Genomic DNA, 25,099 nt, shown 5'->3' on the forward strand with positions numbered 1-25,099 from the left:
GCAAAAAAGACCCTTTCCTGATGGAAGCCCCCTAGAAATCGCGGTTATCGAAGACCCGTTTGCTTTTCCGCTCCGAACGCGGCAGTGATCCGTAATCGACAACCTCTATGTTGGCGCTCACCATGATCTGCTTCTTGATGTCCTGGGCAATCGAACGCGCGAGGGATTCATCCCGGGAGGAATCGCCGTCCTGCTCCCGCTCGATCTTCAGAAGCATATAGTCCCGGCCGTCAGAGCCATGATCCAGGATGATCTGATATTCACTCCCGATCCCGCGCACGCCGGAGAGCACATGGTCGATCTGCCCGGGGTAGACATTGACGGCGCGGAAAATGATCATATCATCCGATCGACCCAGCAGACGGTCGTGGCGGGGCAGGATGGAGCCGCAGGGGCAGGTCCCGGGGATCAGACGGGTTAGATCCCGAGTGCGATAGCGGATGAGAGGCACCGCCTCCTTGGCGAGGGTGGTCACGACCATCTCACCCGTTTCCCCCTCCGGAAGCGGCAGGAGGGTTTCAGGATCCAGGATCTCGAGGATGTAATAGTCCGCCCAGTAATGGATCCCCGTGTGATACACGCAGTCGAGGCCGGTTCCGGGTCCGTAGAGTTCCGTCATGCCCGGGATATCGAACATATGCTCCACCCCCAGGAGTTCCCGGATCCGGTCCCGCATGGCCTGGCTGCAGCGCTCCGACCCGAAGATCATCTTCTTCAGGTGGATCTGGTCCTGGATCCCCCGGCGTCTGACTTCTTCAGCCAGAAGAAGCCCCATCGAGGCAGTGCAGCAAAAGACCGTGGTCTTGAAATCCACGAGAAACTGGCACTGCATATCCAGATTGCCCGGGCCCGCTGGAATCGCCATGGCGCCGAAGGTCTCGCACCCCAACTGGAAACCGACGCCGGCCGTCCAGACCCCGTATCCGACCGCTATCTGGACCCGGTCTTCGGCGGTAAGCCCGGCCATTTCGTAGCACCGCGCGAAGAAATGGGCCCAATCGCGGATATCTTTCTGCGTGTAGGAAAGGACCTTCCTCTTGCCGGTGGTCCCCGACGAGGCGTGAATACGGACCACCTTCTCGAACGGCACCGAAAGCAGCGGGAAAGGATAGCCCTCTTTCAGATCGTCCGCCATGGTCAGCGGCAGACGTTGAAGGTCCTCCAAAGACCGGATGTCATCCGGCCTGACCCCGGCCTTATCCAGCTTGGCGCGGTACACCGGGGAGCCGTGGTAGGCATGACCGACGGTCCACTTGAGACCCTCCAGCTGCAGCGCCTTCAGCTCTTCTTGCGTCTTTACGGTAGGCATAAACGTTTTCGTCATGTTTTCCTGTACCCCTCTTCGCAGGCCGGATGTTTGACATCCCTCATCAATTTCCACCCGGAAATGGTCTTTTTCGCCAATCTCGGCGTCAATCTGCTCGTTTGCTTGTGCAGCCGACCTATGGGTCGCCGCACAAGCAAACGCTTGATTTTCTTGGTATCAACAAAAAGTCCTCATTTCCGGATTGGAAACTGGGTCGTGATGGATAAATCTCGTTTCCGGATGGAGACTCATTAGTTCAAGCCATGCTTCTTTCCGATCCGGAAGGCTGTCGTTCCAGCACCCGGATGACCTCCTGAACGATCGATCCAGTCTGCGGCATGCGTCTGCACCGAGAACAGACCTCCCCTTCATCCCGATGCCTCCGAGAACACATCCGGCGGATTCCTATCGCATCAGATTCGGCAGGAAGGTCACGATCTGCGGAAAAACCATCAACAGAATGATACAAAGGATATAAGCAGGCAGAAAATAGGCCACGCCCTTGAAAACATCTTCGAGCGGCACGTCTTTCGCCATCCCACCGACGACATACGTCGTCGCTCCCACGGGAGGCGTCACGGCACCCATGGTCGTGATGACGGTAATGGTGACACCGAACCAGATCGGATCATGCCCAAGCTCCATCGCCACCGGAAAAAAGATCGGGATCGTGATCAGCAGCAACGCCAGGGCATCCATCACGGCCCCCCCGACGACATAAATGGCAAAGATGATGCTGATGATGACAACGTCAGACACAGGCAGGTCTGCAACCCAGGTGGCGATATTGTACGGGATGCGCGTTACGGCAAGGAACTTGCCGAAGAGCATAGCCCCCGCAACGATCGTAATCACCATACAGGATATCCTCAGGGTATCGGTAAAGGAGGCAATAAACCCTTTCCAGCTGAGGCTGCGCTGCACGAGCGCGATCATCACGGCGAAAAAGGAACCGGCGGCACCGGCCTCGGCGGGCGTAAAATACCCGAAGTAAAGACCGAGCATAACCAGCAGGAACAGAAGCAGCATCTCGAAGGCGCCGGGGAGGGCCCTGAATTTTTCACCCAAGGTCGTCCTGGGACCCGCCGGACCCCATTCCGGGTAGATGCAGCAGCAGATGTACACAGTCAGCATCAGCAGCAAAGCCAGCAGGATGCCGGCCCCGACCCCCCCGTAAAAAAGCCGGGCGATCGATTGCTCCGTCGAAAGGCCGATGATGATCAGCACGACACTTGGCGGGATCACGACGCCGAGCGTCGAACCGCAGGCAATCGCCCCCGTGCTGAGCATCGGATCATATTTGTATTTTTTCATCTCAGGGAGGGCGACGGTCGTCATCGTGGCCGCCGTTGCGGCATTGGATCCGCAGATGGCCGCAAACGCCGAGCACGCCATCACCGTCGCCATGGCGATCCCGCCGCGGATCTGCCCGACCCATTTGTAAGCGGCATTGTACAGCCTCGAATTCACACCCGAGTAAAAGGCCACCTGCCCCATGAAGATGAACAGCGGAATGACCGTCAGTCCGTAGCTCGAAAACGTCCCCCACAGGTCCGTTCCGAGCATCCCCAGGCCCGCCTTGAAGTTGATGACGTATACGTATCCGCAAAACCCAACGATGGCCATGGCAAAACCGACCGGAATACCCAGAAAGAACAGGGCCGCCAGGAGGACCAGAATCCCTGTAACGCCGATCATCGCTAGACTCACTTTTGACCCTCCTCACGGGGAAAGAGCGACCGCAACAGATCCACGAGAAACACCAGGGCGAGGGCCCCGCATCCCAGGGCCATCCCATAGACAAACGGGAAATAAGGGATCCGCAGCGTCTCGGTGACCTCGCCGGTCCGCCACAGGGTGCTCCCGTAACGGGTAATCTGCCAGGCGGCCATGCAGAAGAAAACCATGCAAAGGAGGCTGTTCAGGAAGGTGAGCCCTCTGCGGACTCGGGGCGGAAACGAATTGTAGAGCACGTCAACGGAAATGTGTCCACGCCGTATCTGGGTGCTTCCCAGCGCAAACGCCCCCGCTATTGCGCCAAAGTACCCCATCAGTTCGTAAGCGCCCTGCACGGGCACCCAGACGATGCGCAGAAAGATGTTGGCGCAGGTAAGGAGAATCATCGCCGCCAGGAACAGGCCGCCGATCCAGATGAGGCCGCGGTTCAGGACCCGGCTCACCTTGTCCAGAAATTCCATGTAACGCCTCCCGTCTCCTGTCTGGTATTCATACCGAACACGACTTGGAAGCCTTGCGCATCCCGAAATCCTGCCTGGTGGGTCGGCGGGAATCCTATCCGTTAGAAGGGATATGGGCCGTCGCCGCCATCCGAAAGGTTCAGGATTCCCCGCAGGACTTGCGGGGAATCGCGGGCCGCCTATTCAGCGTGTTTTCTGGATAAACTCTTAATATCCTGAATAATTTTATCTCCAGGAAGCCCTTTTGCCGTGGCATCCGCCACCCACTTGTCGATCATCGGTTCGAGCAGTTTGTTCCACTCAGACTTCTCTTCATCGGACAACTGGATGACTTCCACGTTGTAGGTTTCCTTGGACCAATCCATGGATTCTTTCACGTGCGCATCCATGTACTCACCCGTCCAAAGGGCCTGCTCGGTCCCGAGATCGTCCATCACCTTCTTGACATCGTCGGGGAGGCGATTCCATGAATCCATGTTCATCACAACGGCAAACGGATAGATGACCGTGTCGGTCATGGTGACGAAGCGGCAGAGTTCCGCGTATTTGAAATCCTTCATGACCTCCAGGGATGAGAAAAGACCTTGCACAACCCCCTTCTGCAGAGCCTCCGGGGTCGCGGACATGGGCATACCGACCATGTTGGCGCCCCAGGCCTTCAGGATCTCACCCGCACCGCCCGAGGCACGGATATCCATGCCCTTTATGTCCGCAAGGGTCCGGACGGCCTTCTTGGTCATCAGATTGGAAGGCGCCGTGGCGAACATGGTGAGGACCTTGACCTTGGAAAACTCATCGGGCTTGTACTGGTTGTAGAGATCCCAGAGCGTCAGACTTGCGACCTTTGCGTTCGGAAGATCCAGAGGCAGGCTGGTGGCGTTCGTGACGATGAAACGACCGGGCTGATAGGCCATACAGAGGCATCCGATATCGGCCTGTCCACCGATGACGCCATCCATCATCGCCTTGGCGTCCAGCAGCGTACCACCCGGAAAGGTCTTGATGGCGACCTTGCCGCTCGTTCTTTTCTCCACCTCCTCTTTCCATCTTTCCATCTGCACACAGGGAAAGGTGGGAGCGGGTGGGAAGTTGGCATAGTTCAATCTGATCGGCTCAGCGGCAGCGGGGGCCGACATGAATGTGGTTAAGGCGAAGGTTGCGAAAATAACGGCGGCCATCAAAAAAAATACCCTTTTCAACATCTTTCAAACCTCCTCAGCTTCAACCGGGAAAATCCAGCCGTGTTCCCGGGTCGAAACCCTGCCGGTGCGCCCTCGTGATTCAAGCAAGGGCACGACCTAAAAGAGTGGATGACAGATTGTTCCAGTGGCCCCGAACGGCAGTGCTTCACCTCCTTTCCATTTCGAATCCGTCAAAGAAAATCGGAAAACCCCTTTTAAAACGCGAAACGGCTCATGTACATCGCGATTCCAAACCATCCGGAAATGATTTCCCGGGACAACCCCGTTTCCAAACCGGAAATGAGGATTTTTGGCAATACCAAGAAAATCAAGAGGCTGCGCGCAGGTGACCTGAGGCCGCCGCACAAGCAAACGTGCAGATTGACGCCAAGATCGGCCAAAAAGACCCTTCCCGGATTAAAGCCTAAAAGATATTCGGCTCGACATACTCTCCGAACACCGCACGAAACACGTCGGCCATCTCTCCGACAGTGGCGTAAGCGTTGCAGCAATCTACCAGGTATGGCATCACATTTTCCTTTTTCTGGGCGGCCTTTTCAAGGGCTTTCAGCGTCCGGCTCACGGCTGTACCTTCACGTGAGCGCTTGAGTTCCTTCAAATGATCGATCTGCAGTCTGGCCCATTCCTCGTTGTAGGCATGGAGTTCGACTTCCATATCGACCCCCTCGGTATACCGGTTGACGCCGACCTTGATCACCTCGCCGTTCTGGAGCTTCTTCTCATACTCATAGGCCTGTCGGGCCACCTCCCGCTGGACGAAACCCGAAGAGACCGCTTCGACCATCCCGCCTACCTTCTCGATCTTTTCCATCTCTTCCAAGATCTTTTCTTCCATCTCCTTCGTCAGGGTCTCCATAAAATAGGACCCCCCCAGCGGATCGACCGTATCTCTCAGCCCGATTTCGTCCATGAGAATCTGGAAAGTCCTCAGCGAAAGCAGCGCTGCCCGCTCGGTGGGGATCGTGTAGGCCTCGTCGAAGGAACAGAGCGCCGTGGTCTGGGCGCCTGAAAGCGCCGCAGCCAGGGCATAATAAGCCCCGCGCATGATGTTGTTCTCCGGCTGCTGCTTGGTCATGCCCGACCCGCCGCCGCCGAAGATCCCTCTCAGAAAAAGGGCCTTACTGTCCTGAACCCCATAGCGCTCGCGCAGAAGCCTCGCCCACAGTTTGCGCGCAGCCCTGAATTTCGCCACTGTTTCCCAGAGGTTCCCATAGATATTGAGATTGAAGGAGAAACGGCCTACAAAATCCTCGGCGCGGTAACCTCTGGCGATGACGTTATCGATATAGGCGAAGGCGATCATGAACGCGTAGGAGATCTCCTGCGCCGGTGTACAGCCGGATTCCCGGATATGATAACCGCAGATCGAGACCGGATTGCACCTCGGCAGCACCTTCATCGCATATTCGATGGTATCCCCGATCAGACGCACCGCCGGCTCGACCGGATAGATCCACGCCCCACGGCCGACGATCTCTTTCAGAATGTCGTTCTGGGGCGTGGCCGAAATTCTCGACCGGTCGAAGCCGAATTTTTCGGCGACGGCCTGATACATGGCCAACATGACCGAGGCCACGGCGTTGATGGTCAATCCCGAACCGATCCGGTCCAGTGCGATATCTTTGAAAGCGATCTCGAAATCCCTGAGGGAATCGACGGCCATCCCCACACGGCCCACCTCGCCCTCGGCCATCGGGTGGTCCGAATCGTAACCCATCTGCGTCGGCAGATCGAAGGCCACGTTCAATCCCGTCTGTCCGTGCGAAATCATCAATTTGAAACGCTCGTTCGTCTCATCGGGCGTGCCGAATCCCGTATATTGCCGCGTTGTCCAGTTGCGGCTGCGGTACCCCATAGGATGCAGGCTGCGCGCGAATGGGAACTCACCCGCATCACCCAGGTCTTTATGGTAATCGAAGCCGATACGCTCGAGATCATCCGGTGTATAAACCGGCTTCACTTTGATGCCGGACTGAAGGATAACCTCTTTGATCGCATCCTTATCGTCCTTGATATATGTGGCGACTCCCATGATCCCCTCTCTTTCATTCCATCCACTCAGAGAGTGACGCATCCATTCAACTGTAAGAAAACCATTCTATCATCAATTCGCATCGTTCAGCTGTCATTCGAACAGCAAATATGTGAAGCCGAGATCCAAGCTGATGACAAAACCTATAACGAACGTTGCGACACATTCCATACTCCAGCGGCGAATACCCCGTGCCAACCAAAATCACTCCTTCCAGAGGGAAAATCTGTCCGCACCGAACGCTCATTTCCGGATGCATTCAACCTAAGCAGGGATATGCTCACGAATGAACTGCACAATCTCTTCGAAACGGGCGCCGCCGGGGAAAACCCCCTTGACCCCCATCTCCTCCAGTCGCGGCATGTCCTGGTTCGGGATGACCCCACCCACCAAAACCAGCTTATCGTCGATGTTTTCCTCTTTTATGAGGGCCATTAACTTTCGGCAGATCGGAATATGCGCTCCAGACATGATGGACAGGCCGATCACATCCACATCTTCCTGCATGGCCTGGTTGACGATGCTCGCCACGGTCTGGTGCAGACCGGTGTAAATGACCTCCATGCCGGCCTCCCGAAGGGCGTGAGCCACGACCTTGGCCCCCCGATCATGGCCGTCCAATCCCGGTTTGGCCAATAAAACGCGAACTTTCCTTTCTGCCATTGCCTTCTCCCTTGTCTTCGTCAACGCCTCATACCTTCGTTTTCATTCGGAAGGGGCTTTTCAATCGCTCTCGACGTCCATCCGCCCATTCCCCCGGGAGGCGCCTCAAAGCGACCTGTGGGTCGCCGCAAAAGCAAACGTGCAAATTGACGCCGAGATTGCCAAAAAAGACCATTTCCGGATGGGAAACGATTCTACCGCCCGCCGGTTTGCGGGCGGGCGGGGGTTTCTCCCGCCTCCGAGTCCTGGGTCTCGATCGTGCTCAGAACCACTGCCTGCCCGCGCAGGATGTGCTCTCTAACGACCTTTTCGACCCCTTCGGCATCCCTCCGCCGGATCAGTTCGAGCATCAACCGATGATCCTGGTTGCTGGCCTTCGCCATGTCCTCGATCTTCAGGATGACCTGGCGGTAGCGAAAAATCTGATCTCTCAAACCGCTGATCATCCGGATCAACCGCGGGCTTCGGCTCAGTCCGTAAAGCAGGTCGTGGAAGGCGGTATTGATCCTCGCCAGCGCCTCCGGATCCCGCTTCTCGAGGGCCTTTTCGTACTCTCTGACCTTTTCCTCCAGCGGCAGGAGATCCGCCTCCGTGTGCTTCAACGCCGCCAACCGCGCGGCGTAGCTTTCGAGGACGGAGCGGATCCCGAAGGTCTCCTCGATCTCGCTCCGGCTGAGCCCCGTGACAAAGAAGCCACCGTTCGGGTTCTGGCTCAGCAGACCCTCCCTCTCGAGCTTGTGGATCGCCTCCCGGACCGGGGTCCGGCTGATTCCCAGGGCCGAGGCCACCCGGCTTTCGACGATCCGGTTCCCGGCAGGCAACTGACCTTTGACGATTGCCTTTTTCAGATTCTCATAGACGTACTGGCCAAGCGATTTTCTGGCAGGTACGGAAGCAAGCGCCTTGAACAGGGGTTCTTCGCCTTTGGTCCGTTTTCGCATCGATCGGGTGTTCCCGTTTGAATGGCTCTTAGAGCCCGGCCCATCGGGCCAGATTGGTCTGCAGGATCTCGTGCGTCCCGCCGCCGTAGAGCAGAAACCGGCTGTCACGGTAGTATCGCTGCGGCGTGTACTCCATGCTGTAGGCATAGGCACCGAAAACGCGCGTGGCTTCGTCCGCCGCGCGGCATGCCGCCTCGGTCGCAAAATATTTCGCCATCGATGCCTCGTTCAGACACGCAACCCGTTCGTCTATCAGATGGGTCGCCTTGTAGGTCAACAGTCTGGAGGCCTCCAGGTCGGTGGCCATGTTGGCGACCTTCGCCTGGATCAGTTGATAGTTCCCGATGACCCGGCCGAATTGCGCCCGTTCCCTGGCATACCGGATCGAATCCGTCAGGCATGCCCGCTGAAGGCCCACCGCCAGGGCTGCGGTCATGACCCGGATCTCGGCCAGGATGTTCATCAGGTTGCCGAGCCCGCGCCCCTCCCCCCCCAGCCGGTGCGTCTTCGGAATCCGGCAGTTGTTGAACGCGATCTCGGAGATCTTCGTCGTCCGGGTACCCAGCAGATCGAATGCTTTGCTGCGCGAAAACCCGGGGGTGTCCGCAGGAATAAAAAAGAAATTGAGGCCTTTGAGCTTCTTGGCCGGATCCGTCTGGCACAGAACCGTGTAGAAATCCGCCAATGGCCCGTTCGTGACCCAGGTCTTCATCCCGTTCAGCACATAGCCGTCCGCGGTCTCCTGCGCCAGGGTGCTCACGTTGCCCAGGTCTGAACCCGCCTCCGGCTCAGTCAGGCAGAAGCAGGCCACCAGATCCCCCCGCATGGCGGGCCGCCAGTAGGTTTCCCGCATCTCCTCCGTGCCGAAGTGAAACAGAAAATTCGTCCCCATAAGACACTGCATCGCCGTAATCGCGCCCATGCTCATCAGCCCGCGCGCCAGTTCCTCGCAGCTGATGCAGAACAGGGTCGTGTTCCCGCCGGACCCGCCGTCCTTCTTCGGATAGCGCAGCCCGAAAACCCCCATCTCCCCGATCCGCCGGAACATCTCCATCGGGAATGCGCCCTTTTCATCCAGTTCCTGGGCCTGAGGGATCAATTCCTGGTCCACAAAACGGGCCATGCTTTTTCGGATCAGCTTCTCCGCATTCGACCTTATCATGCACTCCTCCCTTGTAGCAGGGCACTCTGGCAATCCGTTTTACAGGTGTGACGACTCCCACCACAGCCGGTTTCCTCAAGACATGGGCTCCGGGGCCGATCTTATTGTCGATCCGCCCTTTTGCCCGCTCTCCATCCGGAAATAGCCCTTTTCGCCGAATTCGGCCTCAATCCAGACGTTTGCCTGTGCGCCGGCCTGCAGCTCGCCTCCGCGCAAACGCTTGGTTTCCTTTACACCGGCGAAAAATCCTCCTTTGCGGATTGGAGCCCGGGTCGTGCTGGATACCGATTTACGGATGGACACTGCCTCCACGGCGTCCTTGCCAGACAGAGTCCCAGGAGCCATCCGATTTTCCGGTGGCCGACTCAAAAGGCGGCGCAGCTCGGGCGCAGCCGCTAAAGGAGCCGCCCGCCCCTCAGCTGTTCGATCATCTGGGGAACAACATCCCGCAGGTCACCGACGATGCCCCAGTCCGCAATCTGGAATATGGGCGCACGCGGATCTTTGTTGATGGCGACGATGTAACGCGCGTTCATCATGCCGGCCCGGTGCTGGATCGCCCCCGAGATCCCGCAGGCGACATAGAGCTCCGGACGGACCGACTGACCGGTCTGACCGACCTGGCGATCGGCGGCTATCCACCCTTCCTCGACGGCCACCCGGGTCCCCGCCGTCACCCCCCCTAAAAGCGCCGCCAACGCCTCGAGCACCTCGAACCCTGCCCTATCGCCGACCCCCCGCCCCCCGGCGACGATCACCCGGGCCTTCGACAGATCGACGCGCTTTTTCTCCTCCTTCACCCGTTCGAGCACGACCGTTCCCGCCTCTTCCTCGGAAAGCTCCACCGGAAAGGGGATCACCTCCCCCTGGTTTTCGGGGATCTCCCGGGCCTCCATCACGCCGGGCCTCACGGTGGCCATCTGCGGGCGGGAAAACCGGTTCGCGATGGTGGCCATGACGTTCCCCCCGAAGGCCGGCCGGGTCTGCAGCAGAATCCGCTCTTCAGGATCGATCGCGAGTTCGGTGCAATCGGCCGTGAGCCCGACACCGATCCGCCGGGAGACCCGGGGGGCGAGGTCCCGGCCGATGTGCGTCGCGCCCAGGAGGAAGACATTCGGCTTCTGTTCCCTGACCAGCCTTTCGATGACGTTCGTGTAAGGCAGGGTCCGGTAATGCGTCAGGATGGGGTGCTCGACCAGGAAGACCTTTTGGGCGCCGTACCGGAAAAGCGTCTCGGCAAGTGGTCCGATCCCGTCGCCGAGCAGCAGGGCCGCAACCTCCTGACCGAGCGCCTCGGCCAGTTCGCACGCCTTGCCCAGAAGCTCCAGGGATACGGGGTGCAACACGCCCTCCCGCTGCTCCGCGAAGACCCACACCCCCGATCGATCCCTGAAATCCGGCACCTCCCGCGGCCTCGTGTCGCTCTTGACGGCCTCCTGTTTACAAACCGCCAGGCACGCGCCGCAGCCCGTGCACCGATCGAGAATGCGGGCCTTGCCCTCTTCCAACTCGATCGCCCCGTAAGGGCATGCCTGAATGCAGCGTTTGCAGCCGTTGCACAATTCCCTCTCGATCCAAACCGTCATCGACGCTTCCCCTTTCAGATGGACATGGGAGACCCGGTCCGGGCCGGTTCCTAAATCAGCCGGTTTTCCTTCAGCCTGTCGAGCAGCCCGCTCACCACGCTCCGGGTATCCCCCTCAAGGATCTCACTCCGCCGCCGGAATTTGGGCGCGAAGGTCTTGACAACGTGGGTAAGAGACCCTTCCAGGCCCACCTCTGCGGTCTTCAGACCCAGATCGGCCGCGTTCCAGAAGGTGATCGGGGCCTTCTCGCGGCATGCATCGATCAATCGGCCCACATGCGGATAGCGCGGAACATTCACCTCGCCGATGACCGTCAGGAGCGCCGGCATCCGGCAACGGATCCGCTCGTAACCGTCCTCGAGGCGCCGCCTGACCACGACGGCGTCCGTTTCGACGCTTTCGATCGCGCTGACGTAGCTCACATGAGGCAGACCCAGGTAGTCCGCCACCTGCGGACCAATCTGGGCCGTGTCGCCGTCGATCGCCTGGCGGCCGCAGATCACCATGGCATAGTCCCCGATCACCTCGACCGCCCTCCCCAGGGTCGTCGAGGTCGCCCACGTGTCCGCACCCGCAAAGGCCCGGTCCGACAGCAGAACCCCTTCGTCTGCCCCCATCCCGAGGGCCTCGGAGAGCACATCCACGGCCTGGGCCGGCCCCATCGAAACGGCGGTCACCCGGGCCGGCACCATCTCCTTCAATCCCACCGCCGCCTCCACCGCATGACGGTCGTCGGGATTCATGATGCTCTCGATGCCCTCCCGGACGAGGTTGCCGGTCTTGGGATCGAGTTGGACATCCGTCGTGTCCGGGACCTGCTTTATCAGCACGATAATCTTCATGAACGATACTCCTTAGTATCCATCCGGAAATGCTTTCCCTATAGAACCCAGTTTCCAATCCGGCCTCTGCGCGCTTCCTCGCTCACACACCGGCCTCCTGCCCACGCCCGTTCAGAACCCTTCGCTTTCCTCCGCCGTTGCCAAAAAACAGCCCTCTCCGGACCCGAGAACCGGCGCCAGCCACAGAATCATTTCCAGAAAGAAAGACAACGCCTTCACAGACGCAGGACGCCGTGATCAGCAACGCGTTCCCCTCTCATATGACCTTCTTCTCGCCCAGCGCCTCGAGCCTGTCCCGACCTAGATTCAACAGGCCTCCGTAGATCTCCTCGTTGTGCTCGCCGAAACGCGGGGGGAAGCTCATCCGCTGCCCGCTCGCTTTCAGAAAAGGCGTCATCCAGGGAGGCGGAGCGAGCGTAATCTCCATGCCGGTGCGCTCATCCCTGGCGGAAAGCAGAACCCGCTTGACCAAAGGATCCTCGATCACCTCCGGGATGGACTGGATCTTTCCGACGGGCACCGTGATGGAGCGGAAAACCGCAATCAATTCGTCGGCCCTGAAGCGGCGGGTCACGGCCTGGATGGCCTGGTTGAGGTTCTCGACATCGGCGATCCGACCTGCGTTCCTGGCATATTCGGGCCTGTCGAGTTCCTTGAAGCTATCGAGGGAAACGATGGATCGCCACTGGCGGTCATTGCCAACGGCCAGATAGATGTAGCCGTCTTTTGTCGGGTAAACCGAAACAGGGGCGAAGAATTCGTGGGTGTTTCCCCGCCGATGGATGGTCTTGCCCAAACTCTTGGTCAACGTAATGGGGACGGACAGCCAAGATACCGAGGACTCGAACATGGACACGTGGAGGCATGAACCCTCACCGGTCACCTGCCGCCGATAGAGGGCTTTCATCAACAGCCCGTAGGCATGCTCACTCGTCCCGAGATCCGGCAGCGGAACACCCAGTACCTGCGGGTCGCCATGCCTCTCACCCGTCAGGGCCATCAACCCTGAGCGCGCCTGCAATATCGGATCGTACGCCGCCTCATCGCTGTCGGGGCCGAAGCCGCTGACTCCCAACCAGATGATGTCGGATTTGAGGGCCTTCAAACTTTCATAATCGATCCCAAGCTTTCGGTAATTGCGCGGCAGCTGATTGGTAGCGAAGATGTCCACCCCCATCTCCCGGATGAGCCGCTTGAAGATCTCCTGTCCCTCAGGGGCCGCCAGATCTAGCGTCAAGGCCTTTTTCCCGGCGTTGATACACAGGAAATAGCTGTTCATCCGTTCTTCACCGAGGACCTCGTCCCCGATAAGACGGTTCGGATCCCCATAGACGGGGTGTTCGAGGCGGACAATCCGCATCCCGTCCTGCGCCAGTCGGTAGGTGAGATAAGGCAATACGGTGGCCTGTTCCAAGGATAGAACGGTCAAATCTTCGAATAGATCCATGAGGGTCCTCGCTCGGGGCTTGAACTTCAACCCTTTTCTATCGACAAACGGCAGCGGCAACAAGCGGTGGTGGCGCCAGTCGGCCATGTCGACACCCATTGGTGGAGGCACGCCATATTGGCGGCATACATGGCCAGTTGCGCACAAATCCTGGGCGGGATGCAGGCCCGGCAGCCTAAATTCCGTATACTGTATACAAAATCACCTGTCAAGAAGTTTTTCCGGACGAACGCCGACCCGCTTTCTGGTAGCGGACGACCGCACGGGCATGCTCCGAAAAGGTCCTGGAAAAATAATGGGTCCCGTCGTTTTTGGAAACGAAATAGAGAAAGGGGGTTTTGGCAGGGCAGAGCACCGCCAGGATCGCCTCGAGACCCGGATTGGCGATCGGGCCCGGCGGAAGGGCAGGGATGACGTAGGTATTGAATGCGTGAGGCTCCGCCAGGTCAGCCCGGGTGAGGTTTCCGTTGAAATCCTCCAGGCCGTAAATGACCGTGGGGTCACTTTCAAGGCGCATATTTTTCTCGAGCCTGTTCAGGAAAACACCGGCGATCAGGGGACGCTCCTCAGGTGCCCCGGTCTCCTTTTCGACAATGGAGGCCAGGGTAAGCACCTGGTGAAGAGACATGCCGGAAGCATCGATCGCCTCCCGTAGTGGGTCGAGCACCTCACGCAGACGCCCGACGAGCGTATTCAAGACGAGGCGCGGCGGGGTGCCCCGGTTGAAACGATAGGTATCCGGGTAGAGATAACCTTCCAGGGTGTCGCCCTGCAGACCGTATTCAGCGACGACGGCCGGGTCTTCAGCCAAGGCGAGGAACCCGCTCATATCGGCGACGCCCCGCGCCTGCAGCAATTCGGCGATCTGGCCTATATTGTAGCCTTCCGGAATCGTTATGGTGTGCTGAACGACAGCGCCCTGCACAAAACCCTCGACAATCCGGGCAGGTGACCAACCGCGGTTCAGGCGGTATTCACCCGCCTGGATTCTGCCGTCATAGCCTTTTACCGCCGCCCACACCCGCACCGGGAAGGCCTTGGGGATCAGGCCTTTCGCTTCGAGTTCCCGGGTCACCGTATCGAATCCCGCTCCAGGCCGAATGATGTAGATCTCTTCTGCACCCGCCCCACCCGCCGGCGTATAGACGTAGTGGATCAAACAAATGTAAAGGGTCAGGGCAAACCCTGAAAGCCCCAAAAGCCCCGGCAGGAAAAAACCCTTCGCCCGCCTCCATAAAACCCTCTTCGTGCAGAGAGGGGCAGCCCCCTCGCTGTCGGCATCCGGCGTTTTTCTATTTTCCGCAACCTTTGTTTCTGCAGGATCCACCTTATCTCCATCTCCGTCTCCACGGTAAGACCATCCGGACATCCCTGCTTCTGCTCAGAGGCGCCGCGTCTGCCCGCTCGCCAAGGCAAACCAGAAGCCCGCGGCGATCCCCCAGACGGCATTGTAAACCATGACGAACGCGGGTGTCAGCCACCCCGTCTGCAACCCGAAAAGCCCTTTGCCTGCCTCCGGCATAAGCCAGAGAAGCGTCGCGGCAGAAGGGGCGAGGCTCACGAGCAACCCGCGCAGGATGTGGGATCGGGCTGCAAGGGGCAGAAGCAGAAGAACCGCCCAGATTCCGCCCCAGACGATCCGCGGATAAAGCCAGGCCAGAGTGAAGGCCGGGGCCAATTGAACGCCGAGGCGTTCCGGAATGCCCGCATCGCCCAAGAACCAAACCACCACGCTGTTCACCAGACCGCCCAGGCATCCGGCGCCGAATGCCAGGGTCAGCCGTCCTGGAAATGTCTCCATGGTCGGCACCCTCCGCTTTCATTTTATGATGACATGTCCCCCCAGCCCGGTCAAGCGGACTGTGCCGCGTACCCGCCCTTCCCCCGGCAGACCTGCGCAACTCCCCAGAAAGGGGCACCCGAGCCGCAGGCTTCCCGGCCCACCCTTCTTCAAGATCCGAACACCGCTTTGGTTCTTTCCCTGACGGCGGTCCCCCGGGCGGCGCATACAGCGATCCACCCTTTGCGTCACCGCTCATACATCCCGGGCATCGGGAGAAAACACTCCGGCAGCGAGACCGCTCTCCGTCCATAAAGATGCGGGAGAAAAAAGGGGATCGGCCCCCCTCGATCCCCTCCGGACGCGCATGGACTATTGACAAAATCATATTTTGCTGGTTTTGTAAACGCAGTTCAGAGAGGACCTTCTTCACCGAACGACACGAATGCAACCGAGGTCGTTCCGATCGGTCCCGATGGGTCTCGCTTCGGCTTCGACCTTTTAGCTCGACCAGTCCGGAAGACGATATTTCATAAGGCCTCCCGATCATGCCCGGGTTTTTGCCCTGCATCGCCTCGGAGGCCATTTTCGAAAGGAGCCTCCATGTCATGGTTCGACATAAAAGGCCGCAGGATTTATTACGAGATCCACGGGAAGGGTGAACCGCTTGTCCTGCTCCATCACGGCTTCGGATGCAGCAAGATGTGGCACGAACTCTTTCCGGCGTTTGCAGAAAAGGGCTACCAGGTCATCCTATACGACCGCCGCGGGTATGGCCGCTCGGACGAAGGCTCGGATTTCCCCGCTTTTTTCGTCAGCGACCGCTTCCGCCCTGACAACACGGAGGATCTGGCCTCCCTGATGGGGGGCCTGGGGATTACGGGGTTCCACATGATCGGCCAATGCGAAGGCGGTGTCGTCGCGGTCGATTACGCCTCGCGCTATCCGATCCACGTCAAGAGCCTCGTGATCTCGAGCACGCAGTGTTTCAGCCCCAAACCCATGCCCGAATGGAATATAGAAAAGTTCCCCAAGGCTTTCAGAGAATTGCCCCCCGATATGCAGGCGAAATTCATCGACTGGCACGGGCGGGACCGTGCCGAACCCCTTTATGAAACATGCCGGACAAACGGCGGGGCCTACGGTACGGGGATGTTCGACTTGCGTGGGCTCCTCCCTCGGGTTACCTGCCCTGCCCTGGTGCTCTACCCGGATCGAAGCGCCCTTTTCGACGTCGAGCAGGGGGTCGCGTTCTACCGGCATCTCCCACGCGGAGAACTGGCGGTCTTGCCCTACTGCGGGCACAACACCTACGAATACAAGCCCGAGGAATACCTCCGCATCTCGGTCGAATTCCTCCAGCGGGCGGCCTCCACGAAATACCGGGGAAAGGACCCGGGCCTCATGGCCACATGTTGTGCCACGTGAAACATACCTTCTTCCCGCGCCCATCTCTGTGAGCGAGCGTCCTCGAGCCCGCGCCTGAACGAACGGCCTCCTGCATGGAAGGAAATTCGCCATGATCATCGGTGTACCGAAAGAAATCAAGAATCAGGAATACAGGGTAGCCATGACACCCGGGGGGGTATGGCAGCTCACCGCGGCGGGCCACGAAGTCAGGATTCAGACCGGAGCGGGCGAAGGAAGCGGCTTCATCGATGACGCCTACCGGGGGGCCGGTGCAAAAATCATTCCCGCGCCGGACCCCGTCTGGGAGGCAGAGATGGTGGTCAAGGTCAAAGAACCGCAGCCCGCCGAATATCCCTATCTGAGGCCGGGCATGATCCTTTTCACTTTCCTGCACCTGGCCGCAGAGCCGGACCTGACCATGGAACTGCTGCGTCGCTCCGTCGTGGCGATCGCTTATGAGACCGTCGAGGAAGCCGACGGCTCCCTACCGCTTCTCATCCCTATGAGCGAAGTGGCCGGCCGCATGGCGGTGCAGATAGGATCACGGTATCTCGAAAGGACCTGCGGCGGCCGCGGCAAACTCCTGGGCGGCGTTCCCGGGGTGCGGCCCGCCGACGTGACGATCATCGGGGGAGGCGTCGTGGGGACCAATGCGGCTCAGATAGCCCTCGGAATGGGTGCAAACGTGATCCTCCTCGACATCGACACCACCCGTCTGCGGCAGCTCGAGCAGACGCTCCATGGCCGGTTCACCACCCTTAGCGCGAACGTCCTGAATATCGCCGAGGCCGTTTCCCGCGCCGATCTCCTGATTGGCGCCGTTCTGATCAAAGGCGCCCGGGCGCCGCGCCTCGTCACCCGGCAGATGGTGCGCAACATGAAGCCGGGAAGCGTCGTCGTGGATGTATCGGTCGACCAGGGCGGATGCATCGAGACCACCCGCCCTGCGACCCATTCGGATCCCATCCATATCGTGGAGGGGATCCTGCATTACGGTGTAACCAATATGCCTGGGGCTGTCCCACGCACCAGCACCTATGCCCTGTCGAACGCCACCCTTCCCTATATTGTCAAAATCGCCTCCCTGGGTGCGCTGGAGGCCGCCCGCTGCGACCGAGCCCTCGCCAAAGGATTCAACACCTGCGACGGCAAGCTGACCTACCGGGCCGTATCCGAGGCCTTGGGCCCTCCCTGTACGCCAATCGAGAACCTGTTGTGAACGGCTGCGCCTTTTTGATCGCCGAACGCTTCCATCCTGAATCGAAGAGCTTCGGCCGATCCCTGCGCCTCTCCTTACCTCCGCCCGAACGGCATCCGTATGTCCGCTTCTTCAAAAGCACTCGATCTTCTGTGCGTTGGCTCCATCCGGAAATGCATATGGAGGCCGAAATGGGCAAAAAGACGCTTTCCGGTCATGCACTCCTGAGACTAGTTGCCATCCGGAAATGATCTTTTTGGCCAATCTCGGCGTCAGTCTGCACGTTTGCTTGTGCGGCGACCCACAGGTCGCCTCCGCGCAAACGCTTGATTTCCTAGATATTGGCCAAACCGGGATCCGCCGCGAAGCGGTGGGACTGAGCGCCCGAAGGGTGTGAAGAAAAATCCTCATTTCCGGATTGGAAACGGAGTTCTGCCGGGAAATCATTTCCGGATGGATACGAGACTAACGGAGGCCCTCCAGAAAATCACGGGCGGCCTCCGGCCCGCCTCTCTCCACGCAGCGCATCAGTTCGCTGCCCACAACCGCGATCTCGGCCCGCCCCCTGAGGAAGCCGATGTCCTCCCGATCTTTCAGACCGAAACCGACGGCCAGCGGGAGAGGCGTCGCCTCGCGGCAGCGTACGAGATAGTCCGCCAGGCCGCCATCGAAACAGGTGACGGCGCCGGTCACCCCTTTCCGGGCGACGCAATACACGAAACCGTCGGCGGCCTCTGCAAGGACACCCATCCTTTCAGGACTCGTGAGGGGTGAAAAAAGCAAGATCGGGGACAGACCCCTCCGCCGCAGCGCCCCGAAGCAGGCCGAGCTTTCCTCCACGGGCAGATCGGGCAGGATGGCCCCCTGGAGCCCTCTTGCGAGGAGCGCCTCCGCAAAGGCCTCCAACCCATACTGGTAGGGGATGTTGTAGTAGGTCATCACAAGAAAGGGGATGTCGAATGCCCGGGCCGCCTCTCCAGCGAAATCCAGGCACTGCCCGACCGTCACACCCCGATCGAGGGCCTTCTGGTTGGCCCCCGCAATCACCGGACCATCCGCCAGGGGCTCCGAAAAGGGGATCTGGATCTCCACCATGTCGACACCGGCCCCCTGCATCGCCTCGATCAGCCGCAGCCCCTCTGAAAAGGAGGGATAGCCCGCCACCAGATGGGCCATGATGAGCAGATCCTTTTCTTCGAGCCGTTCCCTCAGCCGTCCTTCAAGCACCACGGTACCCCTCCGCTTTCCGGCAGATGAAATCACGCCATTTGAGATCCCCGAGCGCGTCCGCCACCGTGAAGATGTCCTTGTCTCCCCTGCCCGACTGGTTGACGATCACCACCGCGTCTTCCGGAAGACGCGGGACCTCCCTGAATGCCAGGGCGAATGCGTGCGCCGATTCGAGGGCCGGGATCAACCCCTCTGTCCTGAGCGTCAGCGAAAAGGCCTCGACAACCTCTTCGTCCGTGACGGCATCGAACCGCACACGCTTCCGTTCATAGAGATCGGCGAGGATCGGGGAAACGCCGATATAGTCGAGGCCCGCCGCCACACTGTGAGTCTCGAGCATCTGACCGTCAGGATCCTGAAGGAAATAGGTCTTGTACCCCTGCGCTACCCCCGGCACCCCCATGGAGGATGCCAGCCGGGCCGCATGCAGTCCGGTTTCGAGGCCCCGACCGCCCGCCTCTGCGCCGACCAGTTCCACCGGGTCGTCGAGGAACCCGCTAAAGATCCCCAGGGCGTTCGATCCGCCGCCGACACAGGCGTATACGCGATCCGGCAACCGCCCTTCGCGCTCGAGGATCTGCCGCCGCGCCTCCTCACCGATGATCGACTGGAACCAGGCCACCATAGCCGGGAATGGATGGGGTCCACAGGCCGTCCCCAAGACGTAGTGGGTATCTTCCATATGGGTCACCCAATCCCGGAAGGCCTCGTTAATGGCGTCCTTCAGGATCCGGCCTCCGCTTTCGACCGGCACGACCTCGGCCCCCAGCTGCTCCATCCAGAACACGTTGGGGCGCTGCCGCTGAACGTCCTTTTCCCCCATGTAGATGGTGCAGCGGAAACCGAAACGGGCCGCCATAGTGGCGGTCGCAACGCCGTGCTGCCCGGCCCCGGTCTCCGCGATGACGCGCGACTTTCCCATGCGCCTGGCCAGAAGGCCCTGCCCCATGACGTTGTTGGCCTTGTGGGCACCCGTGTGGTTGAGATCCTCACGTTTCACATAGATCCGCGCCCCGCCCAGGTGCCGCGTCAGATTGCCGGCATAGGTCAGCGGCGTCGGCCTACAGGAATACTCCTCCATGATGGCCCGGTACTCGGTCCCGAAGCCGGGGTCGCCACGCGCCGCCTCGAAGGCGGCGGTCAGTTCCTCGAACGTGGCGTGAAGAATCTCCGGTATGAACCTACCGCCGTAGTCCCCGTAGTATCCAACTCTCATGCAATCTCTCCATCGGTCCGCGGAACCGCTGTAATCGCCTGGATCACCGCCTGCAGTCTGGCCGGATCCTTCCGGCCCGGCCGCGATTCCACCCCGCTGTTAATGTCGATGCTGTAGGGGTGGACCGCCATTACGGCCTCCCGCACGTTTTCCGGGCCCAGGCCGCCGGCCAGGATCAAAGGCCCCGGCATGGGAAAATCCTCAAGCAGCCGCCAGTCGAAAGGCTCGCCGATACCCCCGCGCCTGCCATTCGCCCAGGCGTCCAATAAAACCCCGCGCACCCGGCCCCGGTAGTGCTGCAGGGAATCCAGGCTGGCCCGGTCCTTGACCTGAAACGCCTTGATCGAACGCGGCATCAGGCGGGCGCACACCTCCGGGGTTTCTTGGCCGTGAAGCTGGACCATATCGAGGCCGCAAAACCGCGCGATGCGCGTGATCTCGACCACGTCCTCATCGACGAAAACCCCCACCGTTTTAACGAACGGCGGCAAGGCGCGGATGATCTCCACGCCCGCCTCGGGGGTGATCCGCCTCGGGCTTGCCGCAAAAATGAACCCCAGGGCGTCGACCCCCATGGCCGCGGCCATCAAGGCATCGTCCACATTGGTCACCCCGCAAAGCTTCACTCTCACGCGCATGGCACATACCCCCTGCGCCCGGCCTCCACCAGGGTCCTGGCCCTGGCGGCCGGATCCCCATCCGCCATAAGGGCGCTCCCGACCAAAACGGCATCGATCCCGGCGGCGGCAAGCATGCGGACATCCTCCGGCCCCGCGATGCCGCTGGCGCTGACTACGATGCAGTCCGACGGAAGCTGCGGCCCGATCTCGAGGGTCCGGCTCAGATCCACCTGGAACGTCCGGAGATCCCGGTTGTTGATGCCGATCACCTTTGCCCCGCATTGCAGCGCCTTTTCCGCATCTTCGCGGCTGTGGACCTCCACGAGGGCGGTCAGATCGAAGCGTTCCGCCTCCCCTAGAAGATCGGTCAAGCGCTCCCGGCTGAGGATGCGCGCAATCAGCAGGAATGCGTCGGCGCCGCAACGGGCCGACTCCTCCACCTGCAGCGGATCGATGATGAAATCTTTCCGCAGGACTGGCAATTGAACCGCAGACTTGACCCGCGGCAAAAAGGCGAGGTCTCCCTGAAAAAACCGCCGATCGGTCAGCACCGAGAGGGCCGCGGCTCCGGCCCTGGCATACCCCGATGCAATCGGCACCGGATCGCCTGGCGCGCGGATGGAGCCGGCCGACGGCGATCCGAATTTGATCTCGCCAATCAGAGATATCCCGGCCTCCCGCTTCAGCGCTCCGGCAAAATCCCGTCTGCCCACAGGGTTGGCCGATGTTCGAGGAAGGCCCTGCAGCATCAATTCTCCGACCTCGCGGCGTTTCTCCTCCAGAATGGCATCGAGAAAAGAGACGTCCATCGCCCTAGAGTTCCTTGCGCACAAACGGATGACACCCCTGGGTGAACCGCACCAACTGCTCGAGTTTCCCCCTTGCCTGGCCCGAGTCGATGGACGCCTCGGCCCGCTCGATGCCCGCTCTGAAATCGCTGTCGAGGGACGCGGCCATGAAGGCGGCGGCCGCGTTCAGGAGTACCATATCCCTTTTGGGCCCCTTTTCCCCGCCGAGGATCGCCCGGACGATCTCCGCGTTTTCCCGGGCTGTGCCGCCCATGATGGCCTCCGGTATCGAGCGCTCCAAACCGTAATCCTCCGGCGTCATGTCGAAGGCCCTGATCTTCCCGCCTTTCAGGTGTGCGACATGGGTGACCCCGCAGATGCTGATTTCGTCATAGGTGCCCTCGCCGCAAACCACGAAGGCCTCCCGGCTCTGCAGATTGTCGAGCACCTGGGCGATTTTTGTCGTTAAAGAGGGATCGTACACCCCCAGCACCTGAACCGAGGCCCCGGCCGGGTTGGTGAGGGGACCCAGCAGGTTGAAGATGGTTCGGATGCCGATCTCCCGCCGCGGGCCGGCTGCATATTTCATGGCCCCATGGTAGAGGGGCGCATAGAGGAACCCGATCCCCACGTCCTCGATGCAACGCTCCACATCCGTGCTGGTCAGATCCAGTTTGACGCCCAGGTTTTCGAGGACATCGGCGCTCCCGCACAGGCTCGAAACAGCGCGATTGCCGTGCTTGGCCACCCTGACGCCCGCGCCGGCCGCAACAAAGGCCGTGGCGGTCGAGACGTTGAAGGTCCGGGTGCCGTCGCCTCCCGTGCCACAGGTATCCAGGATGGTCTCGTCCTCGATGTTGATCTCGTCTCGGTCGATATTGACCAGGTGGTTGTTGAGGTGCACCTTCAACGCGCGTTTGCGCATGGCCACCGCGGCGCCTGTGATCTCCTCCACGGTCTCTCCCTTAAGCCTCAACGCCACCGCAAAGGCGCCGATCTGCGCCGGGGTCGCCTCCCCGCACATCACCTCGCCCATCGCCTGCTCCATTTCCTCCAGGGACAGGTTTTCGCCCTTGACCACTTTGGCAATCGCTTCCTTAATCATCGTTCCGTCCTCCGTTGTTGCGCAAAAAATTGTCGATAATCCTGCACCCGACCGCCGTCATAATGGACTCCGGGTGAAACTGAATCCCTTCGCATCGGTACTTACGGTGCCTGAGCCCCATGATCTCGCCTTCCTCGGTCCAGGCACTGACCTCCAGGGTCTCCGGCAGGCTTTCTCTCCTGACCAGCAGGGAATGGTAACGCGCCGCCGTAAAGGGCGCGGGGAGGCGCCGATAAAGCGAACGGCCGTCGTGAAAGACCGGTGAAGTCTTCCCGTGCATCATGCGGCCGGCCCGCACGACCTCTCCCCCGAAGGCCGCCGCAATGGCCTGATGCCCGAGGCAGATGCCCAGGATAGGCACCCGGGGGCCGAGCCTCCTGACGAGGTCCATGCATATCCCGGCTCCCTCGGGCGCCCCCGGTCCAGGGGAAATCAGTACGGCCTCCGGCGCAAGTCCTTCGACCGTTTCGGGAGTAACCGCGTCGTTGCGGTAGACCGCCACCTCCCGGCCCATTCCTTCGATCATCTGAACCAGGTTGTACGTAAACGAATCGTAGTTATCGATCAGCACCAGCATCCGTCTAAGCCTCCTCGACCGCGCGGAAGAGGGCCGCGGCCTTCCTGAGTGTCTCTTCGTATTCGGCCGCGGGGTTGGAATCGGCCACGATCCCGGCCCCCGCCTGAATAAACAGCCTTCCTCCGGCTGAGACGAGCGTCCGGATCGTGATGCAGAAATCCGCGTCGCCGCCGAAGCCGAACCATCCCACCGCTCCTGCATAAGGCCCGCGGGGCGCACCCTCGAGTTCCTGAATGATCTCCATCGCCCGGATCTTCGGCGCCCCGCTCACCGTGCCCGCCGGAAAAGCCGACATAAAGGCGTCGAAACAGTCCTTGCCGGATTTGAGACGGCCTTCGACGCGCGAGACGAGGTGCATCACGTGGGAATAACGCTCTACGTTCATGAACATGGGCACTGTCACCGAACACGCCGCAGCGACGCGCCCGACGTCGTTGCGGCCCAGATCGACGAGCATCACGTGCTCGGCCCGCTCCTTCGGGTCCGCGATCAGTTCCTCCGCGAGCCGTCCATCCTCCTCCGCGTCGGCACCCCGCGGGCGCGTGCCGGCGATTGGACAGACCTCGAGCTGTCCATCCTGGATCCGGACGAGCATCTCCGGCGAGGCCCCGATCAACTGCAACGCCCCGCACTCCAGATAGAACATGTAGGGGGAGGGGTTGATCCTCCGCAAGGCCCTGTAGAGACGAAACGGATCACCCTCGAGGCTCGCGGAAAACCGCTGGGAAAGCACGACTTGAATGGCATCGCCGGCTCGGATCTTCTCCTGAGCAAGGCCCACGCGCTCCATAAATGCATCCCGGGTGACGTTGGAGACAAACCTCCCGACCTTAAGCCCGCCCGCGCGCCCTTCGGCACCGGATCCGTCCTGAAGCATGTCGAGGACATCGATCAGAACCGCGCGGGCTTCCTCCAGGCTGGTCGAGGACGAAGCGCCCCGCCCCTCCTGCGCGAAGGCCACTGCCCTCACCCGGCCTTCGAAGTGATCGAAGATGACCATCCCGCCGGCGGCCATGAAGGCCCCCTCGGGCACAGACGGGTCGAGCGGTCCAAGCCCGGGCAGACGCTCCCATGTCCTGATCAGATCGTAATCGCAGTAGCCCACCATACCGCCGGCAGCCAAAGGGCCGAAGCCCTGCTGTTGCCCGTCCGTCTCATAGCCCGCCATGACAGCGCGCAACCCTTCGACCGGGGTGCCGCTCAGCACTGTGGATCGGCCGGCACCGCTTTTGCTCACTTCCATCCCTTCACCCGATATCCGGCAGGTGATAAACGGCAGGAAGCCGATGTAGCTGTAGCGCCCCCAGGGCGATCCGCCCGCGCCCCCCGCCGGGTTGGTGTCGGCGCTTTCGAGCAGATAGGAATGACCCGGAAAGCGTTCACGCAGCCTTGCGTAAACCGCTATGGGATCTCTGCCTTCTGAGGGAAGGTCCACCTGAATAGGAACCAGCCTGATTCTCCGATTCTCTGAAAAGGATGTTTCAAGGGGCATGCTCATCGTTCGTTTCCTCCGAAAAAAAAAGCCGCGGGTTTAACCCGCGGCTTTTTTTTCGGACGGTACAAAAAAACCGCAGGTCCCCTGGGAGGGGCCTGCGGTCCATGGTTTTTTAAATCATATCAGACGGCGCAGCTCACCTCCCTGTCAGGTGAGCCACCACCAGTTCTGCCTGCTCGTAGCGAGCGCTCGATTGCTGTAAGATACTTTCATGCTGATTAGCCTAGAGATTAACGCCGGCGTTTGTCAAGAAAAAAAATCGGGTCCTAAGGTCGAATCACGTCGGGTGGCTTCGGCATCG

General features: G+C 60.4%; 27 protein-coding genes. 5 read left to right on the top strand and 22 right to left on the bottom strand.

Annotated elements, in window-relative coordinates:
- Window positions 1–31: 31 nt before the first annotated feature.
- Window positions 32–1,324, bottom strand: a complete 1,293-nt coding sequence (locus ACZ500_RS17995) for a phenylacetate--CoA ligase family protein (protein ID WP_464228803.1) — start codon at window positions 1,322–1,324, stop codon at window positions 32–34.
- Between the two features lie 63 nt (window positions 1,325–1,387).
- Between ACZ500_RS17995 and ACZ500_RS18000 the strand changes: the two genes are divergently transcribed.
- Entirely contained in the window at window positions 1,388–1,561 is a 174-nt protein-coding gene (locus tag ACZ500_RS18000; RefSeq protein WP_464228804.1) for a hypothetical protein, read from the top strand.
- Window positions 1,562–1,711: 150 nt separating this feature from the next.
- Here ACZ500_RS18000 and ACZ500_RS18005 read toward each other — a convergent pair whose 3' ends face one another.
- The 9 genes from ACZ500_RS18005 to ACZ500_RS18045 all read right to left on the bottom strand — a co-directional run bounded on the left by ACZ500_RS18005 (window position 1,712) and on the right by ACZ500_RS18045 (window position 9,504).
- The gene (locus ACZ500_RS18005) at window positions 1,712–3,016 is read right to left on the bottom strand and encodes a TRAP transporter large permease (protein ID WP_464228805.1); all 1,305 of its coding nucleotides are present in this window, start codon (window positions 3,014–3,016) and stop codon (window positions 1,712–1,714) included.
- On the bottom strand, window positions 3,013–3,504 hold the full coding sequence (locus ACZ500_RS18010; RefSeq protein ID WP_464228806.1) for a TRAP transporter small permease: 492 nt from the start codon (window positions 3,502–3,504) through the stop codon (window positions 3,013–3,015). Before ACZ500_RS18010 ends, ACZ500_RS18005 begins: the two co-directional genes overlap by 4 nt.
- A gap of 179 nt (window positions 3,505–3,683) precedes the next feature.
- On the bottom strand, window positions 3,684–4,706 hold the full coding sequence (locus tag ACZ500_RS18015; RefSeq protein WP_464228807.1) for a TRAP transporter substrate-binding protein: 1,023 nt from the start codon (window positions 4,704–4,706) through the stop codon (window positions 3,684–3,686).
- Between the two features lie 194 nt (window positions 4,707–4,900).
- Complete coding sequence (locus ACZ500_RS18020) at window positions 4,901–5,086, bottom strand: hypothetical protein (RefSeq protein ID WP_464228808.1); 186 nt, start codon at window positions 5,084–5,086, stop codon at window positions 4,901–4,903.
- A 23-nt stretch (window positions 5,087–5,109) separates the two neighbouring features.
- Window positions 5,110–6,738, bottom strand: coding sequence for an acyl-CoA mutase large subunit family protein (locus ACZ500_RS18025; protein WP_464228809.1), 1,629 nt, complete (start codon window positions 6,736–6,738; stop codon window positions 5,110–5,112).
- A 264-nt stretch (window positions 6,739–7,002) separates the two neighbouring features.
- Complete coding sequence (locus tag ACZ500_RS18030) at window positions 7,003–7,401, bottom strand: cobalamin B12-binding domain-containing protein (RefSeq protein ID WP_464228811.1); 399 nt, start codon at window positions 7,399–7,401, stop codon at window positions 7,003–7,005.
- 28 nt (window positions 7,402–7,429) lie between these two features.
- Entirely contained in the window at window positions 7,430–7,576 is a 147-nt protein-coding gene (locus ACZ500_RS18035; protein WP_464228812.1) for a hypothetical protein, read from the bottom strand.
- 19 nt (window positions 7,577–7,595) lie between these two features.
- The gene (locus ACZ500_RS18040) at window positions 7,596–8,342 is read right to left on the bottom strand and encodes a GntR family transcriptional regulator (protein WP_464228813.1); all 747 of its coding nucleotides are present in this window, start codon (window positions 8,340–8,342) and stop codon (window positions 7,596–7,598) included.
- A gap of 28 nt (window positions 8,343–8,370) precedes the next feature.
- Complete coding sequence (locus ACZ500_RS18045; RefSeq protein WP_464228814.1) at window positions 8,371–9,504, bottom strand: acyl-CoA dehydrogenase family protein; 1,134 nt, start codon at window positions 9,502–9,504, stop codon at window positions 8,371–8,373.
- Between the two features lie 120 nt (window positions 9,505–9,624).
- Between ACZ500_RS18045 and ACZ500_RS18050 the strand changes: the two genes are divergently transcribed.
- On the top strand, window positions 9,625–9,903 hold the full coding sequence (locus ACZ500_RS18050; protein ID WP_464228816.1) for a hypothetical protein: 279 nt from the start codon (window positions 9,625–9,627) through the stop codon (window positions 9,901–9,903).
- On the opposite strand, the gene ACZ500_RS18055 is transcribed toward ACZ500_RS18050, so the two are convergent.
- From ACZ500_RS18055 to ACZ500_RS18075, 5 genes are all read right to left on the bottom strand, one after another.
- On the bottom strand, window positions 9,900–11,090 hold the full coding sequence (locus ACZ500_RS18055; RefSeq protein WP_464228819.1) for an FAD-binding protein: 1,191 nt from the start codon (window positions 11,088–11,090) through the stop codon (window positions 9,900–9,902). The genes ACZ500_RS18050 and ACZ500_RS18055 overlap by 4 nt on opposite strands.
- A gap of 50 nt (window positions 11,091–11,140) precedes the next feature.
- Complete coding sequence (locus ACZ500_RS18060; protein WP_464228820.1) at window positions 11,141–11,932, bottom strand: electron transfer flavoprotein subunit beta; 792 nt, start codon at window positions 11,930–11,932, stop codon at window positions 11,141–11,143.
- Between the two features lie 256 nt (window positions 11,933–12,188).
- Window positions 12,189–13,478: a CaiB/BaiF CoA transferase family protein gene (locus ACZ500_RS18065; protein ID WP_464228821.1), complete on the bottom strand. Its 1,290-nt coding sequence runs from the start codon at window positions 13,476–13,478 to the stop codon at window positions 12,189–12,191.
- Window positions 13,479–13,587: 109 nt separating this feature from the next.
- The gene (mltG, locus tag ACZ500_RS18070; RefSeq protein ID WP_464228822.1) at window positions 13,588–14,706 is read right to left on the bottom strand and encodes an endolytic transglycosylase MltG; all 1,119 of its coding nucleotides are present in this window, start codon (window positions 14,704–14,706) and stop codon (window positions 13,588–13,590) included.
- 54 nt (window positions 14,707–14,760) lie between these two features.
- Window positions 14,761–15,180 (bottom strand): hypothetical protein, encoded by a 420-nt coding sequence (locus ACZ500_RS18075; RefSeq protein ID WP_464228823.1) that lies wholly within the window; start codon window positions 15,178–15,180, stop codon window positions 14,761–14,763.
- 582 nt (window positions 15,181–15,762) lie between these two features.
- Between ACZ500_RS18075 and ACZ500_RS18080 the strand changes: the two genes are divergently transcribed.
- The 3 genes from ACZ500_RS18080 (at window position 15,763) to ACZ500_RS18090 (ending at window position 18,164) form a co-directional block, all read left to right on the top strand.
- Window positions 15,763–16,587, top strand: a complete 825-nt coding sequence (locus tag ACZ500_RS18080; protein WP_464228824.1) for an alpha/beta fold hydrolase — start codon at window positions 15,763–15,765, stop codon at window positions 16,585–16,587.
- A 91-nt stretch (window positions 16,588–16,678) separates the two neighbouring features.
- Window positions 16,679–17,788 (top strand): alanine dehydrogenase, encoded by a 1,110-nt coding sequence (gene ald, locus ACZ500_RS18085; RefSeq protein WP_464228825.1) that lies wholly within the window; start codon window positions 16,679–16,681, stop codon window positions 17,786–17,788.
- A 226-nt stretch (window positions 17,789–18,014) separates the two neighbouring features.
- Entirely contained in the window at window positions 18,015–18,164 is a 150-nt protein-coding gene (locus ACZ500_RS18090; RefSeq protein ID WP_464228827.1) for a hypothetical protein, read from the top strand.
- A gap of 68 nt (window positions 18,165–18,232) precedes the next feature.
- Here ACZ500_RS18090 and trpA read toward each other — a convergent pair whose 3' ends face one another.
- From trpA to ACZ500_RS18125, 7 genes are read right to left on the bottom strand one after another with little or no spacing between them, the layout of a single operon-like run.
- On the bottom strand, window positions 18,233–18,994 hold the full coding sequence (gene trpA, locus ACZ500_RS18095) for a tryptophan synthase subunit alpha (protein WP_464228828.1): 762 nt from the start codon (window positions 18,992–18,994) through the stop codon (window positions 18,233–18,235).
- Entirely contained in the window at window positions 18,987–20,213 is a 1,227-nt protein-coding gene (gene trpB, locus ACZ500_RS18100) for a tryptophan synthase subunit beta (RefSeq protein ID WP_464228829.1), read from the bottom strand. The genes trpA and trpB overlap by 8 nt, the downstream gene beginning before the upstream one ends.
- Complete coding sequence (locus ACZ500_RS18105) at window positions 20,210–20,851, bottom strand: phosphoribosylanthranilate isomerase (RefSeq protein WP_464228830.1); 642 nt, start codon at window positions 20,849–20,851, stop codon at window positions 20,210–20,212. Before ACZ500_RS18105 ends, trpB begins: the two co-directional genes overlap by 4 nt.
- Window positions 20,842–21,642 (bottom strand): indole-3-glycerol phosphate synthase TrpC, encoded by an 801-nt coding sequence (trpC, locus tag ACZ500_RS18110; RefSeq protein ID WP_464228831.1) that lies wholly within the window; start codon window positions 21,640–21,642, stop codon window positions 20,842–20,844. Before trpC ends, ACZ500_RS18105 begins: the two co-directional genes overlap by 10 nt.
- Window positions 21,643–21,646: 4 nt before the next feature.
- A complete protein-coding gene (trpD, locus tag ACZ500_RS18115; RefSeq protein WP_464228833.1) occupies window positions 21,647–22,726 on the bottom strand; it encodes an anthranilate phosphoribosyltransferase in 1,080 nt (359 codons plus the stop codon).
- The gene (locus ACZ500_RS18120; RefSeq protein ID WP_464228834.1) at window positions 22,719–23,303 is read right to left on the bottom strand and encodes an anthranilate synthase component II; all 585 of its coding nucleotides are present in this window, start codon (window positions 23,301–23,303) and stop codon (window positions 22,719–22,721) included. Before ACZ500_RS18120 ends, trpD begins: the two co-directional genes overlap by 8 nt.
- Before the next feature lie 4 nt (window positions 23,304–23,307).
- Window positions 23,308–24,801 carry an anthranilate synthase component I family protein gene (locus ACZ500_RS18125; RefSeq protein ID WP_464228836.1) on the bottom strand — a complete coding sequence of 498 codons (1,494 nt, stop codon included), beginning with the start codon at window positions 24,799–24,801 and terminating at the stop codon, window positions 23,308–23,310.
- Between the last annotated feature and the right edge of the window lie 298 nt (window positions 24,802–25,099).

The sequence above is a fragment of the Desulfatiglans parachlorophenolica genome, assembly GCF_055394735.1.

Excerpts from the sequence above, each read along its gene's own strand:
- ACZ500_RS17995 (WP_464228803.1), bottom strand. The coding sequence starts at position 1,324 with ATGACGAAAACGTTTATGCCTACCGTAAAGACGCAAGAAGAGCTGAAG.
- ACZ500_RS18000 (WP_464228804.1), top strand. The coding sequence starts at position 1,388 with ATGGTCTTTTTCGCCAATCTCGGCGTCAATCTGCTCGTTTGCTTGTGC.
- ACZ500_RS18010 (WP_464228806.1), bottom strand. The coding sequence starts at position 3,504 with ATGGAATTTCTGGACAAGGTGAGCCGGGTCCTGAACCGCGGCCTCATC.
- ACZ500_RS18015 (WP_464228807.1), bottom strand. The coding sequence starts at position 4,706 with ATGTTGAAAAGGGTATTTTTTTTGATGGCCGCCGTTATTTTCGCAACC.
- ACZ500_RS18025 (WP_464228809.1), bottom strand. The coding sequence starts at position 6,738 with ATGGGAGTCGCCACATATATCAAGGACGATAAGGATGCGATCAAAGAG.
- ACZ500_RS18030 (WP_464228811.1), bottom strand. The coding sequence starts at position 7,401 with ATGGCAGAAAGGAAAGTTCGCGTTTTATTGGCCAAACCGGGATTGGAC.
- ACZ500_RS18035 (WP_464228812.1), bottom strand. The coding sequence starts at position 7,576 with ATGGTCTTTTTTGGCAATCTCGGCGTCAATTTGCACGTTTGCTTTTGC.
- ACZ500_RS18040 (WP_464228813.1), bottom strand. The coding sequence starts at position 8,342 with ATGCGAAAACGGACCAAAGGCGAAGAACCCCTGTTCAAGGCGCTTGCT.
- ACZ500_RS18045 (WP_464228814.1), bottom strand. The coding sequence starts at position 9,504 with ATGATAAGGTCGAATGCGGAGAAGCTGATCCGAAAAAGCATGGCCCGT.
- ACZ500_RS18055 (WP_464228819.1), bottom strand. The coding sequence starts at position 11,090 with ATGACGGTTTGGATCGAGAGGGAATTGTGCAACGGCTGCAAACGCTGC.
- ACZ500_RS18060 (WP_464228820.1), bottom strand. The coding sequence starts at position 11,932 with ATGAAGATTATCGTGCTGATAAAGCAGGTCCCGGACACGACGGATGTC.
- ACZ500_RS18065 (WP_464228821.1), bottom strand. The coding sequence starts at position 13,478 with ATGGGTGTCGACATGGCCGACTGGCGCCACCACCGCTTGTTGCCGCTG.
- ACZ500_RS18075 (WP_464228823.1), bottom strand. The coding sequence starts at position 15,180 with ATGGAGACATTTCCAGGACGGCTGACCCTGGCATTCGGCGCCGGATGC.
- ACZ500_RS18080 (WP_464228824.1), top strand. The coding sequence starts at position 15,763 with ATGTCATGGTTCGACATAAAAGGCCGCAGGATTTATTACGAGATCCAC.
- ald (WP_464228825.1), top strand. The coding sequence starts at position 16,679 with ATGATCATCGGTGTACCGAAAGAAATCAAGAATCAGGAATACAGGGTA.
- ACZ500_RS18090 (WP_464228827.1), top strand. The coding sequence starts at position 18,015 with ATGATCTTTTTGGCCAATCTCGGCGTCAGTCTGCACGTTTGCTTGTGC.
- trpB (WP_464228829.1), bottom strand. The coding sequence starts at position 20,213 with ATGAGAGTTGGATACTACGGGGACTACGGCGGTAGGTTCATACCGGAG.
- ACZ500_RS18105 (WP_464228830.1), bottom strand. The coding sequence starts at position 20,851 with ATGCGCGTGAGAGTGAAGCTTTGCGGGGTGACCAATGTGGACGATGCC.
- trpC (WP_464228831.1), bottom strand. The coding sequence starts at position 21,642 with ATGGACGTCTCTTTTCTCGATGCCATTCTGGAGGAGAAACGCCGCGAG.
- trpD (WP_464228833.1), bottom strand. The coding sequence starts at position 22,726 with ATGATTAAGGAAGCGATTGCCAAAGTGGTCAAGGGCGAAAACCTGTCC.
- ACZ500_RS18120 (WP_464228834.1), bottom strand. The coding sequence starts at position 23,303 with ATGCTGGTGCTGATCGATAACTACGATTCGTTTACGTACAACCTGGTT.
- ACZ500_RS18125 (WP_464228836.1), bottom strand. The coding sequence starts at position 24,801 with ATGAGCATGCCCCTTGAAACATCCTTTTCAGAGAATCGGAGAATCAGG.